Consider the following 17,530-nt stretch of genomic DNA (forward strand, 5'->3'; position numbering starts at 1 on the left):
TCGTGAATATAGCGCGACGACAGCTGCACAGCCGCCTCGATCGCATCATTGGTGTACTTCAGCTTGTGATAGTCCTCGAAGTACGGCTTCAGTCCCTTCAGGATGGCGATGGCATCCTCGACCGACGGTTCGTTGACGTCGATCTTCTGGAAACGGCGAACCAGCGCGCGATCCTTCTCGAAGTGCTGCCGGTATTCCTTGTAGGTGGTCGAACCCATGCAGCGGATCGTTCCCGACGCCAGCGCGGGCTTGAGCAGGTTGGACGCGTCCATCGCGCCGCCGGAGGTCGCGCCAGCGCCGATCACCGTATGGATCTCATCGATGAACAGAACCGCGCTCGGATGCGCCTCGAGTTCCTTGAGCACCTGCTTCAGGCGCTCCTCGAAATCGCCGCGATAACGTGTGCCGGCCAGCAGCGTCCCCATGTCGAGCGAGAACACGGTCGAGGCCGCCAGCACCTCGGGAACCTCGCTGTCGACGATGCGCTTCGCGAGGCCTTCAGCGATCGCGGTCTTGCCGACGCCGGCGTCGCCGACAAAGAGCGGATTGTTCTTCTGGCGGCGGCACAGCACCTGAATCGCCCGGTTGATCTCGGCGTTGCGCCCGATCACCGGATCGATCTTGCCGTCCCTCGCCTTCTTGTTGAGGTTGACGCAGTAGGTTTCGAGCGCGTCGCCCTTCTTCTTGGCGTCGTCGCCGCTCTTGGTTTCGGTCTCTTCGTCGACGCCGCGCACCGGACGCGCTTCGGACACGCCGGGACGTTTGGCAATGCCGTGGCTGATGTAATTCACCGCGTCGTAGCGCGTCATATCCTGCTCTTGCAGGAAATAGGCGGCATGGCTTTCACGCTCCGCGAAGATCGCGATCAGCACATTGGCGCCCGTCACCTCCTCGCGGCCGGATGACTGCACATGGATCACCGCGCGCTGGATGACGCGCTGGAAGCCGGCCGTTGGCTTGGCGTCGTCGGCGCCATCCACCACCAGATTCTCGAATTCGGTTTCGAGATAGTTCACAAGGCTGCCGCGTAGTTTGTCGAGATCGACGCTGCAAGCCCGCATTACGGCTGCGGCGTCCGAATCGTCGACCAGCGACAGCAGAAGGTGTTCGAGCGTGGCATATTGATGATGCCGCTCGTTTGCGATCGCGAGCGCCCTATGAAGGGATTGTTCCAGGCTTTGAGAAAAAGTTGGCATTCCGCGTCCTCTGGAGTCTCTTGGCCATCATGATCGCCATCGCCCCATCAGGCAACAACAACCTTCGTCAATGATATAGTAATACACTATCCGAGGGGAAGTGCCGGTGCAGCGCAGAAATTGTGCCTGGCTTGTTCCGAATTCGGCAAGCCGCCTACAAGTGACTTGTCCTGCAAGTTACTTATGTCCTGCGGGTCACTTGTAATGGATCGCGCGCGCGGGCTGGTCTCGAACCCACCCGGCCAGATTCGAAAACCCGTTTCGATTTCGCGGAACGGGAACGGCTACTTTTTTTCCATCACGCATTGCAGCGGATGCTGGTGCTTGCGCGCGAAATCCATCACTTGAGTCACCTTGGTCTCGGCAATCTCGTAGGTGAACACGCCGCATTCGCCTATGCCGTGATGGTGGACGTGCAGCATGATCTGGGTGGCGGCCTCCACGTCCTTCTGAAAGAATTTCTCAAGAACGTGAACGACGAACTCCATCGGAGTGTAATCGTCGTTCAATATCAACACGCGGTAGAGATTGGGCCGTTTGGTCTTCGGTTTGACCTTGGTGATGACTGAACCGGCCGGATCGCCCCGATCATCGGCGCGGCCTTCGTCATCACTCATCCGCGGCGCAGAGGAAGAATGGATATCCGCCGCAAGCAGCGTGGACGTCTCAGGTGTCGGAATGGCGGACAGCTTCAACATGGCTCAGGCGTTCGATATCTCCGCCGGATCAACAACAACCGGCGGCCAAAGCCGCCCGGCGGTCATCAATCCGGGCAAATGTTACGGTCTCCAGCACCCCCGGGGGGTCGGCGGCCGGCTGGGTGTCCGGCCCCTCAAGTCCGGATTTCTCAAGTATGGGTCCGTATTCGCCCAACCGCAAGATCGCAAATCAAGGCAGAAACACGTCGACATCGCGGGGCACGGTTAACGGGGTCCTGCCGGCATGCGGAAATATCCGATATGGCGCTTTGAACTCCGTTGACGACGACGGCGATCTTCCAGCCTGTCCGCGCAATTTGTGCGGCTATTTACCTGCTTTCTCAGGACAACTTTACCACCCGTTTAGCCCTCCGGCCCGAAATGCCGGCTGGAACCAACGGGATCGGTGACAGCCATGTCTGGTACGTCAATTCGCAAGCGGATTAGCAGTTCGGCCGTCTCTTTCAGTCGGGACCGTCGAGGTAATATCGCACCAATTTTTGCGATCGCCCTCCTGCCGATCCTCGGCTTCGTCGGCGTCGCCGTCGATTATTCGCGGGCGAATGCGGCCCGCTCATCGATGCAATCAGCAATGGATTCGGCGGCCTTGATGGTCGCCAAGGACGCCAACGCAGCGACCCCGCCCCTGACAGCGGAGCAGGTCACCGCAGCAGCTCGAAAATATTTCAATGCCCTTTACCACAGCAAGGAGGCACGGGGCATCACGGTCGACGCCGTGTACACGCCCTACTCGAACAACGTGCCGGCGACCGTTGTTCTGACCGGATCGGGAAACGTGCAGACCGATTTCATGAAGGTCCTGGGCTACAATCAACTCAACTTCGGCACCAGTTCCACCTCGACCTGGGGCAACACCAAACTCCGCGTGGCCATGGCGCTGGACGTCACGGGGTCGATGGACAGCGCCGGCAAACTCGACGCCATGAAGGCGGCGGCCATCGGATTGATCAAGACTCTCAAGGCGTCGGCTACGGCCGAAGACGACGTGTATATCTCGATCATTCCGTTCAACCAGATGATCAATGTCGGCACCGCTAACAAGGCCGAGGCATGGCTGGATTGGAACAACGATTACGGCAGCTGCAGCAAATCATCCAAACGCACAAAAAGCGCATGTTTGGCGGCCGGCAAGACGTGGACTCCCAGCGGCGTCAACAAATGGAAAGGCTGCGTAACCGACCGCGGCCCTTCATCGACCCCCCGTAGCAGCGATGTCTATGACACGACCAAGGCCGTGCCGGATGCAAGCGCGCCCACCTCGCTTTATCTCGCCCAGAACTACAGCTCCTGTCCGTCGTCGATCCTTCAGATGACGTCCGCCTTCAAAGCCACGGAAGCGGACGATTCATCCGATGACACAACACTAAAAGGCAAGATCAACAATCTCACAGCGAACGGCGCTACAAACCAGGCCATCGCCATGCAGATGGCTTGGATGATGCTGCAACCGACCGTTCCCTTCCCTGCGCCGGCCAAGGATCCAAAATACAAGTATACGGATGCGATAATTTTACTCTCGGACGGCATGAATACGAAGGATCGCTGGTATGGTGACGGTAGCCATTGGTCTTCCGACGTTGACGACCGGCAGGCAACGCTTTGCCAAAACATCAAGAACGATCCAAACACCACGACAAAGATATTCACCATCCAGGTCAATACTGACGGCGACCCTGAATCGACCGTTCTGAAGAACTGCGCCACCGACGGCTTCTTTCCGACGACCTCGGCAAGCGGAATCGCCGGCGCATTCGGACAGATCGGCGCGTCGCTCTCGCAACTCCGCATCGCAAGGTAGCGCACACGCCACGATTCAAAAAAAGCCCGGCCAATGTGGCCGGGCTTTTTCTTTTGAGGGTAGTCCTGCGATTTCAGCGAGCCGCCGGAACGAACTTCGCTGCGAAGTCCTCGAACGGCTTGTAGGTCTGCTTGGCGAGATCGGCATAGAGCTCACCGATCTTTTGCGACTCCGCGACGAACGTCTCGTAGGTCTTCTTGGCATATTCGGTCTGCGCCTCGACGACCTTGTCCAGCGATCTGACGCCGGCGAGTTTCTCGGTAAATGCGTTGCCGTCTTCAAACGACTTCCGCGTGTAGTCGCCGAACGCTAGCGCAATCGCCTGGACGCCTTTCTGGAAACTGCCAGCCGCCGCGACAACCGCGTCGAGTTGCTCTTTTCCGTGCTGCTGAACTTCTTCGATCTTCATCATAATAGTTCCTCACCGGGTTGGTATTCGGAGCCGGTCATCCGGCCTCTCGGCACGAGATATAATGCACTGCACAATAAAAGCAACTGTTTTTGTGCGACGCACAATCACAATTCGAAGCAAATCCGACAGAGGCCATCAAGGGTTGCTTAACCTTTTGGAAACTCCACCCCCCTAGGCTGAATTCCGGTATTCCTGGGCGTTCCGGTGGACGATCAAAAAAACACCGTTGAACCAGGCTCTTAGCCAGAACGGCAACCTGATCTGCCACCTCGCCTTTGAGACCGGTTCGTGCTGAACGTTCAGATCAGACCGTCGGGCACAATTTTGCCTCACGAACCAGTGACTAAAGTCGAAAAAATGGGGACGGGGACGTTCATGCTTCGCACAACCTTGGCTTCCGCACGCGTCATGCGAGCTGGCGCAGTCGGACTGGCATCGATCGCCGCCGTCGTCTTATTTACAATCGATCACGCCGACGCACGCCGCGCCCGTCACCATCGCCATCATGCTCAACATGAGGCAAGGCAGAGCTACAATCCGCGTTTCGCTTCCATCATCGTTGATGCCAATTCCGGCGAGACGCTCTCATCCACAAATCCCGACAGCCTTCGCCATCCGGCATCGCTGACAAAAATGATGACGCTCTATCTGCTGTTCGAGCGCCTGGATTCGGGGAAGATGAGTCTCGATACCGAGATGCCGGTCTCCGCTCACGCGGCAGCACAGGATCCAACGAAGCTCGGTTTGCGGCCGGGCCAGACCATCCGCGCCGAAGACGCGATCAAGGGGCTGGTGACGAAATCCGCCAACGATGCGGCGGTCGTCATCGCCGAGGCGATCGGCGGCGACGAGGGTGACTTCGCCAGGATGATGACGCGGAAGGCGCGCGCGCTCGGCATGACCCGAACGGTATATCGCAACGCCTCCGGCCTTCCCGACGACGATCAAGTCACCACCGCGCGTGATCAGGCAACGCTCGGCCGGGCGCTGCAGGACCGCTTCCCGCGCTATTATCGCTACTTCGCGACGACCTCGTTCACTTTCCGCGGCCGCACCATTCGCGGCCACAACCATCTGCTCGGCAGCGTCGATGGCGTCGACGGCATCAAAACGGGATATATCCGGGCGTCCGGCTTCAACCTCGTCACCAACCTCAAGCGCGGCAACCGCCATCTAGTCGGCGTCGTCCTGGGAGGTCGCAGCAGCGGCGCGCGCGATGCGACAATGCGCAGCCTGCTGGCCGAAAATCTCGACAAGGCGGCAACGCGGCGGACAGTCGCCGCCATTACCGAGAGCAACACCGCCGACGCCAATGCGCGGGTGGCCGAGGACCAGGCGCGCTCGCGGCCCACCGACATGGCTCAGGTCGATGGCGCCATTCAGGCCGCGTCGGCTCAGCCCGAAGCGGTCGCACTGCCGCCCGAACGCCCCGCCCATCTGGCCCGCTCGCTGATAGCAGCCTCGACCGCCGCGCTGCCGCCGAAACGCGCCAGGCCCGAGCCGGCTCCCCTGACAAGCGGCGTCATCGCGACCCAGCAGATCGACGCCGTTCCCGGCTCTACCGAACCGATGAAACCGGTGCGGGTGAAGACGGTCCAGGTCAGGGCCGGATCGGTCAGGCTGGCCTCAGCCGAACCGGCATCATCGGTGCCGCCGGTCGCCAGCAACGCCGCAGCCGCTCGCGACAGGGCGCCGGAAACCTCGGGCTCTGTGGTGGCGCGGGCCAACATGCCGCCGCAGCCCGCCAACTTCGGCACCGGACAAGGCATCCTGGGCGTGCTCCCAGCCTCAAGTCTTCCCGCCTCGACATCGCAGGCGATGGCGTATGCGGATACTGCGCCCAAGGTTCAGTCGTGGACCGCCCAACCGCAGGCGGTTCAGCAGAATGGCGCGATCAAGCCTGTGGCGGCGCCGCACTCAGGCTGGATTATACAGGTCGGTGCGCTGGAAACCGAGGGCGAGGCGCGTGACCGTCTCGACGCAGCGCGAGGCCGCGCCCGCGGTATGCTCGGCAAGGCCGATCCTTTCACCGAGCCTGTCGGCAAGGGCAACAAGAAGCTGTACCGCGCCCGCTTCGCCGGCCTCGACCGCGATCAGGCCGAAGCCGTATGCCGCACCCTGAAGCGTTCGGAACTGCCCTGCATCACGATCAAAAACTGATCGCGGCCATCCGTATCGACGATCCTCCCGCGTTTTGAGCAAGCGTGGCCGGGCTTTGCCCGGCCATTTCGCTGAAAGACGCCAAAATCCTGCGTGCGTGATGCTCCGTTCGTGTTCCGTCTCCGCATGAACCGGTGCGATAAGGGGATAGGCTCGCGGAGGTGCTTCGTTCGAAAATGCGACTGAACCCAGGCCACGCAAACCACTCGTCAAGAATTCGCGGATAGAGTGACCGCAACAATCAACGACGCCGGACAACGGCGGATGACACGGGACGTCAAGCGGAGACAGGCAGAAGCAGCTCGCAGTTGTGTAGCGTTTGGTGGCGTTGGAGTTAGCTGCGATGAGTGCGAAGCAAGGTATCCTTGGCCTCGTTTACACGGGCCGCCAGGTACGTCGACCCCCCCTGGTCGGGATGCAGTTTCTTCATGAGCCCTCGATGCGCGCGCCGGATGTCGTCCCCGCTCGCTCCCGGCTCCAAGCCAAGGATCTGGTAGGCCTCCTCGTCCGTCATTTTACCGCCCGCCGGCGCATGACGTCGCCCCCCTGCCGGATCGCCCTGCGCGTTCTGACGCCAGGCGGGAAACCGGCGGTCCAGATAACTTTCAAGTAACGCACAGCTCTCGGCATCGAAGCTCGTCATCATTGCGACGAGTTGCGGCAGGTCGAAATCATCGAGCGAGCGGCCCGCGTCGGGGCCGACAAGGATCCATCCGCCGAGACGGCCGCTGTCGTGATCCAGGACCATGTCGAGAAACTGCGAGCGCACCTGGGACGTTTGCCCCTTTGCGCTCTGTGTCCCCGGGCCGAAAAGCCTGCCGAAAAACGACGCGAGGGACGGCGACCAGCCCAGAAGCGTGGCGCCGAAAATCCCGAGCGGCAGCGCGATCACCACCTCTCCCTTGGCGCCGACGAAGGCAGCCACCGCGAGCGCGATGATGCCGCCCGCAAGCCTGATTCCCCGCGCAAGCACGGCCGGGTTCGCCGCCCGAAGTATTTGAAGCAGCAAATATAGGAAAAGAAAGGCGACGAGGCCCAAGATCAGAGTCGGCATGGCGGATAGATAGTATGTTGGAGCAATCGGCGAAAGCGATTGTTCGCAGCGGTTACGGCGGCGTGCAAACCGCCGGAGGCATCATGGCGCAAGCTTCATCTGCCCCAGAAGCAGCGTCGCGCTGGTGGTCGACAGCCGCCGCAGCGCGTCCCGACCGCCCGCGGCATAGGCCGCGGCCGCCCGAAGCAATTCACGCAACTGGGCTGCGGCGCCAGGATCGAACCGGCACCAGGCGCCGCCGGTCAGCCGCGCGATATCGCGAAACGCCTTCTCGGCGGTCGCATCATGTCCTTCCTGGAACATGAACACGGGAATCTTCAGCAACCCCAACTGGCCGGCCGTCGCGCAGAGATCGTCGGCCGATTCCTCCATCGCGTCACCGACGAACACGACAGCCTTGATGCCCGACGCCACCGCTTCGCTGCGCGCATGCGAAAGAACTTTGCCGATTTGAGTGTCGCCGCTTCGACAATCGATGGCGCTCATCAACCTTGCCAGCTTCTTGCTGTCTGATATCCAGCCGCTGGAACGACATTCGTCGAGCCCGCGATAGTAGATCAGGCGGATGTCGAGGCTGCCGATCGCGGCGGCTTCGCGAAACATATCGGCCTGGAGGGCGCAGGCCATGTCCCACGTCGGCTGCCGGCTCATTGTCGCATCGAGGGCGAACATCAGCCTGCCGCGACTGTCGGCCGCATAAGGCGACATCTCGCGCGCCTTGGCAACAAATGCCGCGATATCGGACGCGGTCGACGGCTTGACGTCAGGCAGCGGTGCATTACCGCCGAGCGGCGTACTACTCCGGCTCGTGGAGGGGGCAGCAGGATATTTCGGCGGCAGCGGATCGCGGGACATCGAGACTCGCAAGAAATTAAACACACAATGTGGCGCAAACCACGGATGATTCAATACACGCCGGCGGAGTGAATAAATCGATGCGGCTTCGGTTTCTTTTGCAACGTTTCCAACGGGAGTGACGATGTCAGACTTGCCGAAAGTCTTCCCACCATTGTCGAGATATATGCCATATAGGTATGACGTATAAGGCAAAAAATCGCACAGAACAGCAATGCCCCGCCCCCCCGCTGTTGTCCGCACCCTGCCCTCGTTGCGCCGCGCCATGGAGACTCTGCGAGTGCGCCGGGCAACCGTCGCTTTGGTGCCGACCATGGGCGCGCTTCACGACGGCCACCTGGCGCTGGTGCATCAGGCAAAACGGCACGCGTCAAAGGTGGTGGTCTCGATTTTCGTCAACCCAACCCAGTTCGCGCCACACGAGGATTTCGGATCGTACCCCCGGACCTGGAAAGCCGACCTCGCCAAGCTCACGGAGGCGCGTGTCGATCTGGTCTGGAATCCGGGCGTCAGCACGATGTATCCGCCGGGATTCTCAAGCCGGATACTGACCGAAGGACCGGCACAGGCAGGTCTCGAAGACCGTTTCAGGCCGCATTTTTTCGGCGGCGTCGCGACCGTGGTCGGCAAGCTGTTCGCGCAATGCCGGCCGGATGTCGCCCTGTTCGGCCAGAAGGACTATCAGCAACTCAAGGTCGTGACGCGAATGGCCGCCGATCTCGATCTCGGCGTGAAGGTGATCGGGGTTCCGATCGTGCGCGAACGCGACGGGCTCGCGATGTCGTCGCGCAACGTCTATCTGTCGGTCGAACAGCGCGCCGACGCGCCGACGCTCTATCGCACCATGAAGGATGCCGCCAGGCGTTTGCGGAACGGCGACGATCTCGGCGCCGTCATGGCCGACGGGGCAAGAACGATCGGTGATGCAGGCTTCGATCTGGATTATTTCGAGGCGCGTCATGCTGAGACGCTGGCTCCGATCCGCTCGACAAAGGACGGCCCGGTCCGCCTCCTGGTCGCGGCAAAAATCGGGACAACGCGCCTGATCGACAATATCGGCGTTTAGAGCACGATCCTGAAAAGTGGAAGCCTGTTTTGATTCAACACTGTTGAAGCAGACTCTGGAGCATGATCCGCCCCGAAGGGGCGCGCCACAATCTTAAAGCCTCTTCTGACTCCATCAGAGACGAAAAGGCTCCAAGGCTATCGCCCGAAGGGCGGGAAGAACGGATTGCTTGATGGTTGCTGCTGGGGCGGCGGAGATGGCGCCGGTTGCGGCGGCGGCTGGCGCGGCTGGCGCGTGGATTGTCGGGGCGTTCGCTTGGCGGGCGGCGGCGGTTTCGGCGGATCCGGCTGCGCGTTGACAACCGTCGTTTCGGGATCCTTGCAGTCGGTCAGCCAGACGTCATAGACCGGGTGCTCGACGCCATGCAGGCCGGGGCTTGCCGCGAACATCCAGCCGGAGAAGATCCGCTTCACCTCGCCCTGAAGCGTGATCTCGTCGACCTCCACGAAGGCGTCGATGTTTGCGGCTTCGGTCGCCGGGCGCGTGTAGCAGGCATCGGTCTTCACCCGCAACGCGCCGAATTGCACGGTCTCTCCGACCTCCTCGTCGAAGTGGATAATGCGGCCCGTGATCTTGTCGAGGCCGGAAAAGACCGCCTTCTTGTTGATGACCTTTTGGGCCGGCGGTTCGGTGACGACCTCGTCGCCCGGTTGCAGCGTGGCGGGCGCGGGCGGAGCCGAGCGCGGCGGGGGCTGGGCTGGCGTCGGATTGGACGAAGGCGGCGCGACCGCGACTCCAGCGGGCGCGTTTTGAGGAACCACGGTGGTGCCGGGCGGCGGCAGCGGCTGACTCTGCACCGGTCCCGGCGGCGCAACTCCTTGCCCCGGATTCAGCGGCGCCGGCAGCACGCGGCCCTGCCGCGGCAGGTCCGGCACGTCTTCCTCATCGTCATCGGGTGCCCCCTGCCCGCGCGGAATGGAGGCTGGCGGACGCGGCACGGGATCCGAAAAAATATTTCCGATCTGCGCTTGCACGGGCGACGCTGCCGCGCTCAGGACGGCGACAACGAAAGCCGCACAACCGGCTATGACAATGGTTCGGAACATCTTGCGCGGCTTCGTCTGGCTCGAATCAGGGCCGGAACATTGTACAGAAATTTAAAGGCTCCAAGCCGCTCGCAGGCGGTCCGGTTAACACGGCGATTGCGGCGGGGGAAGGGCGGCGGGCGCGCCGACAAGTCGATCAGCGAGCGCCCTCGCCATTTACGCGGATCATCCCGAATGGGAGTGGATTTGGAGCAACAGACTGCATCATTCGACCGGCAGGGGTATTTCGGTAAACCAGCGGGGTTGGCGCATTCGAGGTGTTCAAGGCTATATTCGAGGCTATACTCGCCTTACAGTGTTGCGTGTCGGGGAATTGCCATGAGCCGGACGGGGGCGCTTCAGTTTGCGATAACGACGGCTGTGCTGGCGCTTTGCGGCGCGACGGCGCAGGCCCAACAGGTCGGCACGGCGTCGGCGGTCAATCCGGCCGCAACCGCAAATCTGAAAACGATCACCATCGGCCAGTCGATCGCCCACAAGGAACGTATCCAGACCAAGTCCAGCGGCTCGGTGCAATTGCTGTTTCTCGACAAGACATCGATGACCATCGGTCCGAACAGCGACCTTACGATCGATGAATACGTCTATGACCCCAGCGCCAACACCGGCAAACTGGCGGCGACGCTCAGCAAGGGAGCGCTGCGTTTCGTCGGTGGCCAGATCAGCCACAATGGTGACGCCGAGATCAAGACCGCGTCGGCGTTGATCGGCATTCGCGGCGGCGTGATGATAACCGACGGCAAGGGCGGCATCTATGCTGGCTACGGCCGGATGACCGTGCAATCCGGAGGCCAGACCGTGACGCTGGGCGCGGGCGAATTCACCCAAACCCAATCGGGCGGTCCGCCGACTCCGCCCGGCCTGCCGCCGCCGGGATTCGTTCAGCGGCAGATCGCGCTCTTTCAGAGTGCAACCGGTCAATCCGGCGGCGCGCGTCCGGGCGCGGCATCGGCGGCGAACATCGCGGCCGCAGAGCACAGGGCAACCGGATCGCCCGATGGGCTGGTGGCAGGATCGGGTGCTCCGCCTACGCCCACTCCGCCCACCATCATTGGACAGATCAACGCAATCGCAACAGCCTTCACGCAATCGATCCAGACATCCAGCCAGGCGACCGCGCTGCAGGAGATCGCACAGGATCGACCGACGGGCGGCAACAACAATCCACCAACGGACAACAACGGCCAACCCCCGCCAATCGATAACAACCCGCGACCTTCAACAACGCTGACCGGGTACGTTGGGGGACTGGACGTCGTTAACCTGAACCCGAACCGTCCGATCACCGGCACGGCGGCGATCAACCTCGATGCGGCCAACAATCGCGTTCAGGGCAATCTGGACATATACGCCTATGACCCGGCGAATCCGTTCACGCAGCTCGCACATAGTATTCACGCGCTGCTCCAGTTCGGATCGACAGGATCGACCGGCCCAGCCAACAGCGGCTATTCCGATTACAACAATTTTTATGCGAACATCCCCGACAACTCCACCGTCAACAACAAAGCGGTCACCGGCGTGCTCGTATCCGCCAACGGCGTCGCAGCGAACCAGGTCGTCACCAGAGCGATTCCAAATCTGACGGCGTGTCAGTGCGATTATACGCGCTGGGGATTCTGGGCGGTCAGTGCAGCCAACGGCAATGCGACGCCGGACGAAGCGCTCATTGGCACCTGGGTCGCCGGCCGGCCGGTTGGCAGCGTCAGTGACGTGCCCACGACGGGCACCGCAACCTACACCGGTCACGTCGTCGCCAACGTGAACAGCGCGGGCTTCGTCGCCGGCGGCTTCTCCAACGCAGTCGATTTCGGTCGACGCACGGGAGCCGTCAGTGTGACCAATCTCGACAGCACCAATTATTCCGGCATCGTGAACTTCAACACCGACCCGCGCAATTTCGGCGGCACGATCGACAGCACCAATATCAATAGTGACGGCCGCACCATGGCGCTGCAAGGCAGCTTTTTCCAGGGCCCGAACAGTCCGGTCGGCGAGATGGGCGGAAGCGTCGCAATTTCCAGCACCAAGGACAATTATCTCGGCAGCGGCATTTTCGCGGCGAGCAGGCGCTGAGGTTTCCAGAGCTTTTTTGCTTCTGATATCTGCCCCGTGCGCGCGACGTTCAGCAAAAGCCGTTATAGCCGCGACAGCCGCATGCGTAGCGCGCGGCGTTCATCACCCACGACGCGCGGGCTGCGATTGTTACAGGCAGGCGTTGACGTCGCCGAGCAGCGCCTCTACTGCCCCGGCGTCCAAGGCTGGTAATCACCCGTCGCCTTGGGGCGGCGGCCGCTCACAAGCGTCGAGCCGGACGGGCGATAGGCTGCGGGCGTCCCGGTCATGTTCGGCACATGCGGCTTCTGCCATTCGCGCGGCCGATAGTCCTCTTTGGTCGGCGGAACATCCACGATGTGATGAATCCAGCCGTGCCACTCGGGCGGAATGCGGCTGGCTTCCGTATAGCCATTGTAGACTACCCAGCGCCGCTCGAAGCCGAGCGTCGGATCAATCTTCCCGCCGCGTGTCCGGTAATAGCAGTTGCCCTGGCTGTCTTCGCCGACCAGTTCGCCGAAGCGCCACGTCCAGAGTTGCGTGCCGAAGGTCTGGCTGTTCCACCAGGTAAAGAGTTTGAGAAAAAACTGCTTCATGGCAGGGTCCGTCGCGAAAAAGGGCATCAACACCCTGATTTGATGGCATCCCGCCGCCCTCTTGTCCAGCGCAACCACGGCGGAATGGCGCGGCCCGGCCTGCCGCCAACAGGGCCGATCGGCGCGAATTGGCGGGTTGCGCCCTCGGCTAACCTGCCCTACAGAGCCTTTCCCGCTCCGTCCGGCAACATCCGCAGCTCACACCCTGCGATCCGTGATCTAGCTGCGGACTGTTGACGGACACGGTCGAACCCTGAATGTTGCCGTTCAGGCATGAAAATATAAAGGCTGCGAAATGTCCGAAGTCGTCAACAACATGGAAAAACATCGCTACGAACTCGAAGTGGACGGGCATATCGCCGCGGTCTACTACCGGTTCCTGGACGGCATCATCGTGTTCACCCACACTCAGGTTCCGCCCGAACTGAGAGACAAGGGCGTAGCTTCGGAACTCGTGCAGGGCGCACTGGATCAGGTGCGCGCCGATCGCTTCCGGGCCAGCGCTCAGTGCCCCTTCGTGAAGGACTGGATCGAGAAGCATCCGGATTACGCCGACCTGCTGAGAGCGAATTTGTGAGGATGCGCGCGGCATCGTCTCAACGAGACTCGCGCGATTGAAGGGGCTGCCACAAGCTGTCACCGCCATGCGCGATCGGAACACCCATTGCGGGTACTGATCCGCCCGGAGGGATTTGAGCGCAACACGCAACATGGCTGCGGTCTACGACAACAAAGTCCTGAGCCGCTTTGAACTGGAAGTCGAGGGTGGCGTTGCTTTCGCGAACTACCGCCTCGCGCCGGGTATCGTCGTCATCACCCATACCGAAACGCCGCACGAGTTGCGCGGACGCGGCATCGCCTCGGCGCTGGTGAAGGGCGCGCTGGCGCTGATCCGGACCGAGGGCCTGAAGGTGGTCGCCGGCTGCGGATTCGTGGCCGACTATCTCGACAAGCATCCGGAAGAAGCCGACCGCATGGCTTGACGCCTGCGGGTCGATTCAATCAGAAGTGAAGTTCCAGACTATTATTTGACGCGTTTTCTTCACGCGAACCGGTATCCATCCTCGGGTCAGGCCCGAGGACATGCTTCGCTCGGCGACACTAAAAAACCGCGTCGGTGAATGCCGCTACAGGATCAGTGCTTTCCGAGGTCCGGCGGCAGCTTGCCGCCGTTGGCCGCGAGTTGAGCCATCATCTGCTTGTGCAGCCAGATGTTCATCGCCGCTGAATCGTTGGTGTCGCCAGGATATTTCAGATCCTTCGCCAGTTCCTTGCGGGCACTCAGGCTGGAATCGACATTGAGCGCCTTCATGAGGTCCACGATCGACGTCCGCCACTCCAGCTTTTCCTTTTTGGCCGCGACAGCCTTGTCGAGGATGGCCGCGACATCCACGCTGCCGCCCGCGGGGGCGGCAGCTGAGGGTGCAACGCCACCGCCTGCTTCAGGCGCCGGCGTTGCCGCTTCCGCGTGCGTGCCAAAGATGGCGCCCATGATCTTTCCGAATATGCTCATTGTGCCGCTCCCAATAGCTTCATGCCTTGTGCAGATCTCGTACAATAGCTTCATGCCTTGTGCAGATCTCGTACGCAGATCGATCCGATACGGAACTCGCGTCCAGTCTCGAAAAGAGTAACCGCCTGACTGGGGCTTGCCAATGCGGCAATGCCCGGCCTCCGGCGCAGTGTTCCTCCGCGCCACACGCAGACGACATGACTACAAGCTGCAACGTCGCATTTTGTCCCCGAGCATCCGTTTCCAGGCGGCCCAAAGCAGCGGCCGGCCGTGATGCGGCGCTGGCCCGCGACATTAAATTCACTGAACCATGAGCAACGAAAATCAATGATCGGAATTAGAGTTGCAGAAGAGGTCGCGGCAAGACCCGGTTCCTTGCTCCCGCGTCCGGGCTTGATCGTGATCGTTTCCGAAGGGCGAACTCGCGCCTTCCGGCTCGAGGATCGGCCCGCAATGGGAGACAACGAATATGGCCACCTCTTACCCTGTAGACGGCATGTCACCTGTGCGATCGGGAACCACAGGTGCCGACAGACCCATAATCCGTCACATCAATTTTTCCGATCTTATCGACGCGTTGCGGCTGGGCTGGGAAGACTTCAAGGCGGTCCCGAGCCACGCCATCGTTCTTTGCGTGATCTATCCCGTGCTCGGAATCGTGCTGGCCCGAATGGTGCTCGGCTACTCGGTCCTGCCGCTGCTGTTTCCCCTCGCCGCCGGCTTCGCCCTGATCGGGCCGTTTGCGGCGCTCGGGCTTTATGAACTGAGCTACCGGCGCGAACTCGGCATGGAGGCGTCCGCCTGGCACGCGTTCCGCGTGCTGCGCGCGCCTTCGCTCGGCTCGATGCTCGGACTGGGCGGGCTGCTGCTTGTCATTTTCTTCGTCTGGGTGGCAACGGCACACGCAATTTACGTGTCCACCTTCGGCAACGCCCCGGCTTCGGTCATTCCCGATTTTCTCACGCAGGTCTTCACCACCTCTGAAGGCTGGCGCCTGATCGTGGTCGGCTGCGGCGTCGGATTCCTGTTCGCGGCGGTCGCCCTGTGCATCAGCATCGTGTCGTTTCCGCTGATGCTTCATCAACACGCCGACATGGCCGACGCCATGCTGACGTCGATGCGCGTGGTCGCGAAGAATCCGCTTGCAGCCGCCGAATGGGGCTTGATCGTCGCGGTCCTGCTGGTGATCGGGTCGATCCCCTTCTTCCTCGGCCTTACCATCGTAATGCCGTTGCTCGGTCATGCGACTTGGCACCTCTATCGCAAGGCGATCGAGAGCCCTTTGACATCGTCAGCACACGAAGTTCCGGAAACGGAAAGGGAAAAGCGCTACGCGGCGGACTTCCCGTCTGTCCTGTTCCCGCCTTACGGGCGCAAGCACCGATATTACGATAGTGCCGATTGAAGAAAAACCCTCGCTCAAGGCTGCCTCGATGCGATCGAGGCAGCCTTTGCACGCAACGGAGTGCTCACCGGAGCTTATACTACCGCTAATTGTAAGACCAGCATTGCACACAGCTTGAAAAGCGTGGGATGCCGCCATCGCCGCGGCCGTCGCAGGCAAACGCAGATTTCCCTTGCTCGAAAAAGGCGCTACCTCTTCGCCCATGACACAAATCGACCCGACCCGCGCCGCCGTCCACGTTGTCGGCGCTGGCCTCGCCGGCTCCGAGGCCGCTTGGCAAATTGCAAGATATGGCGTTCGGGTCGTGCTGCACGAAATGCGGCCGCAGCGCATGACCGCCGCGCACCGGACCGGCGGCCTGGCGGAACTGGTCTGCTCCAATTCGTTCCGCTCCGATGATGCAGCGAACAACGCGGTCGGACTGCTTCATGCCGAGATGCGCCGGCTGGGATCGCTGATCATGCGCTGCGCCGATGCCAATCAGGTGCCGGCCGGTGGCGCGCTCGCGGTGGACCGTGACGGCTTTTCGTCCGCCGTGACCAAAGCCCTCGACGATCACCCGCTGATCGAAATCGACCGCGGCGAAGTCGGCGGCCTTCCGCCTGCGGACTGGCGCAACGTCATCATCGCCACCGGTCCCCTCACCTCGGCTCCCCTCGCCGACGCAATCCGCGCGCTGACGGACGAATCCGCGCTCGCGTTTTTCGACGCAATCGCGCCGATCGTTCATCGCGACTCCATCGATATGTCGAAGGCCTGGTTCCAGTCGCGCTATGACAAGGCTGGTCCGGGCGGCAGCGGCGCCGATTACATCAATTGCCCGATGACTGAGGCGCAGTACCACGCCTTCGTGGACGCGCTGATCGAGGGCGAGAAGGTCGACTTCAAGGAGTGGGAGTCTGACACGCCCTATTTCGACGGCTGCCTGCCGATCGAGGTGATGGCGGCGCGCGGCCGCGAGACCCTGCGGCACGGGCCGATGAAGCCGGTCGGACTGACCAATCCGCACGATCCCACGGTGAAGCCCTATGCCATTGTGCAGTTGCGGCAGGACAACAAGCTCGGCACGCTTTACAACATCGTCGGCTTCCAGACCAAGCTGAAGCACGGCGCGCAGACGCGCATCTTCCGCACCATTCCAGGTCTTGAAAGCGCGGAGTTCGCCCGCCTCGGCGGCTTGCACCGCAACACCTTCCTGAACTCGCCAAAACTGCTCGACCCTCAGTTGCGCCTGCGCGCCGAGCCGCGGCTACGCTTCGCCGGGCAAATGACGGGGTGCGAAGGCTACGTCGAATCCGCGGCCATCGGCCTGATCGCCGGCCTCCATGCGGCGTCCGACTCGCACGAGCGGGCTCTCACCGCCCCGCCGCCCACAACGGCGCTCGGCGCGCTGCTCGGCCATATCACCGGGGGCCACATCGAAACCATCGACGCCGGACCGCGCTCGTTCCAGCCGATGAACATCAACTTCGGATTGTTTCCGCCACTCGCCAGTCCGCCGACCAAGAAGCTGGACGGCGCGCGGCTGCGCGGCAATGAAAAGACGATAGCGAAAAAACAGGCGATCTGTGCCCGCGCGCTGTCGGACCTCGACCGCTGGATTACAGATGCGCTTCATCCGGCAGCGGCGGCATAGTGCAACGCCGCTTTTTTAG

Annotated in this window: 15 protein-coding genes and 1 pseudogene (1 of these 16 running past the window's edge); 8 read left to right on the forward strand and 8 right to left on the reverse strand. The window is 61.8% G+C overall.

The window, feature by feature from the left end:
- Together BGO16_RS00310 and clpS are read right to left on the reverse strand one after the other, a co-directional pair.
- Positions 1-1,196 (reverse strand): annotated as a pseudogene (locus BGO16_RS00310) (ATP-dependent Clp protease ATP-binding subunit); it reaches 1,089 nt to the left of the window's first position.
- Positions 1,197-1,480: 284 nt separating this feature from the next.
- A complete protein-coding gene (gene clpS / locus BGO16_RS00315; RefSeq protein WP_292616187.1) occupies positions 1,481-1,813 on the reverse strand; it encodes an ATP-dependent Clp protease adapter ClpS in 333 nt (110 codons plus the stop codon).
- Positions 1,814-2,309: 496 nt separating this feature from the next.
- Between clpS and BGO16_RS00320 the strand changes: the two genes are divergently transcribed.
- Positions 2,310-3,713, forward strand: a complete 1,404-nt coding sequence (locus BGO16_RS00320) for a TadE/TadG family type IV pilus assembly protein (protein ID WP_292616070.1) — start codon at positions 2,310-2,312, stop codon at positions 3,711-3,713.
- Positions 3,714-3,786: 73 nt separating this feature from the next.
- Here BGO16_RS00320 and BGO16_RS00325 read toward each other — a convergent pair whose 3' ends face one another.
- Positions 3,787-4,125: a phasin family protein gene (locus BGO16_RS00325; RefSeq protein WP_292616072.1), complete on the reverse strand. Its 339-nt coding sequence runs from the start codon at positions 4,123-4,125 to the stop codon at positions 3,787-3,789.
- 375 nt (positions 4,126-4,500) lie between these two features.
- Between BGO16_RS00325 and BGO16_RS00330 the strand changes: the two genes are divergently transcribed.
- Positions 4,501-6,285: a serine hydrolase gene (locus BGO16_RS00330; RefSeq protein WP_292616074.1), complete on the forward strand. Its 1,785-nt coding sequence runs from the start codon at positions 4,501-4,503 to the stop codon at positions 6,283-6,285.
- Positions 6,286-6,619: 334 nt separating this feature from the next.
- Here the strand turns inward: BGO16_RS00330 and BGO16_RS00335 are convergent, their stop codons facing one another.
- Together BGO16_RS00335 and BGO16_RS00340 are read right to left on the reverse strand one after the other, a co-directional pair.
- Positions 6,620-7,339, reverse strand: coding sequence for a DnaJ domain-containing protein (locus BGO16_RS00335; protein ID WP_292616076.1), 720 nt, complete (start codon positions 7,337-7,339; stop codon positions 6,620-6,622).
- Between the two features lie 81 nt (positions 7,340-7,420).
- A complete protein-coding gene (locus BGO16_RS00340) occupies positions 7,421-8,194 on the reverse strand; it encodes a VWA domain-containing protein (RefSeq protein WP_292616079.1) in 774 nt (257 codons plus the stop codon).
- Positions 8,195-8,408: 214 nt separating this feature from the next.
- Here BGO16_RS00340 and panC point away from each other — a divergent pair, with 214 nt between their 5' ends.
- A complete protein-coding gene (panC, locus tag BGO16_RS00345) occupies positions 8,409-9,260 on the forward strand; it encodes a pantoate--beta-alanine ligase (protein ID WP_292616082.1) in 852 nt (283 codons plus the stop codon).
- 137 nt (positions 9,261-9,397) lie between these two features.
- Here the strand turns inward: panC and BGO16_RS00350 are convergent, their stop codons facing one another.
- Positions 9,398-10,306 (reverse strand): DUF2155 domain-containing protein, encoded by a 909-nt coding sequence (locus BGO16_RS00350; protein WP_292616085.1) that lies wholly within the window; start codon positions 10,304-10,306, stop codon positions 9,398-9,400.
- Between the two features lie 318 nt (positions 10,307-10,624).
- Between BGO16_RS00350 and BGO16_RS00355 the strand changes: the two genes are divergently transcribed.
- The gene (locus BGO16_RS00355) at positions 10,625-12,382 is read left to right on the forward strand and encodes a FecR domain-containing protein (protein WP_292616088.1); all 1,758 of its coding nucleotides are present in this window, start codon (positions 10,625-10,627) and stop codon (positions 12,380-12,382) included.
- Between the two features lie 164 nt (positions 12,383-12,546).
- Here the strand turns inward: BGO16_RS00355 and BGO16_RS00360 are convergent, their stop codons facing one another.
- A complete protein-coding gene (locus BGO16_RS00360) occupies positions 12,547-12,957 on the reverse strand; it encodes an NADH:ubiquinone oxidoreductase subunit NDUFA12 (RefSeq protein WP_292616089.1) in 411 nt (136 codons plus the stop codon).
- 295 nt (positions 12,958-13,252) lie between these two features.
- Here BGO16_RS00360 and BGO16_RS00365 point away from each other — a divergent pair, with 295 nt between their 5' ends.
- Together BGO16_RS00365 and BGO16_RS00370 are read left to right on the forward strand one after the other, a co-directional pair.
- Complete coding sequence (locus BGO16_RS00365; RefSeq protein WP_292616092.1) at positions 13,253-13,534, forward strand: GNAT family N-acetyltransferase; 282 nt, start codon at positions 13,253-13,255, stop codon at positions 13,532-13,534.
- A 133-nt stretch (positions 13,535-13,667) separates the two neighbouring features.
- Positions 13,668-13,940: a GNAT family N-acetyltransferase gene (locus BGO16_RS00370; RefSeq protein ID WP_292616189.1), complete on the forward strand. Its 273-nt coding sequence runs from the start codon at positions 13,668-13,670 to the stop codon at positions 13,938-13,940.
- A gap of 152 nt (positions 13,941-14,092) precedes the next feature.
- On the opposite strand, the gene BGO16_RS00375 is transcribed toward BGO16_RS00370, so the two are convergent.
- The gene (locus tag BGO16_RS00375) at positions 14,093-14,470 is read right to left on the reverse strand and encodes a DUF3597 domain-containing protein (protein WP_292616095.1); all 378 of its coding nucleotides are present in this window, start codon (positions 14,468-14,470) and stop codon (positions 14,093-14,095) included.
- 469 nt (positions 14,471-14,939) lie between these two features.
- On the opposite strand from BGO16_RS00375, the gene BGO16_RS00380 reads away from it, so the two are divergent.
- Both BGO16_RS00380 and trmFO read left to right on the forward strand, forming a co-directional pair.
- Positions 14,940-15,875: a DUF2189 domain-containing protein gene (locus tag BGO16_RS00380; protein ID WP_292616097.1), complete on the forward strand. Its 936-nt coding sequence runs from the start codon at positions 14,940-14,942 to the stop codon at positions 15,873-15,875.
- 202 nt (positions 15,876-16,077) lie between these two features.
- Entirely contained in the window at positions 16,078-17,511 is a 1,434-nt protein-coding gene (gene trmFO / locus BGO16_RS00385) for a methylenetetrahydrofolate--tRNA-(uracil(54)-C(5))-methyltransferase (FADH(2)-oxidizing) TrmFO (protein WP_292616100.1), read from the forward strand.
- The last annotated feature ends 19 nt before the right edge of the window (positions 17,512-17,530 follow it).

The sequence above is a fragment of the Nitrobacter sp. 62-23 genome, assembly GCF_001897285.1.
Classification (GTDB): domain Bacteria; phylum Pseudomonadota; class Alphaproteobacteria; order Rhizobiales; family Xanthobacteraceae; genus Nitrobacter.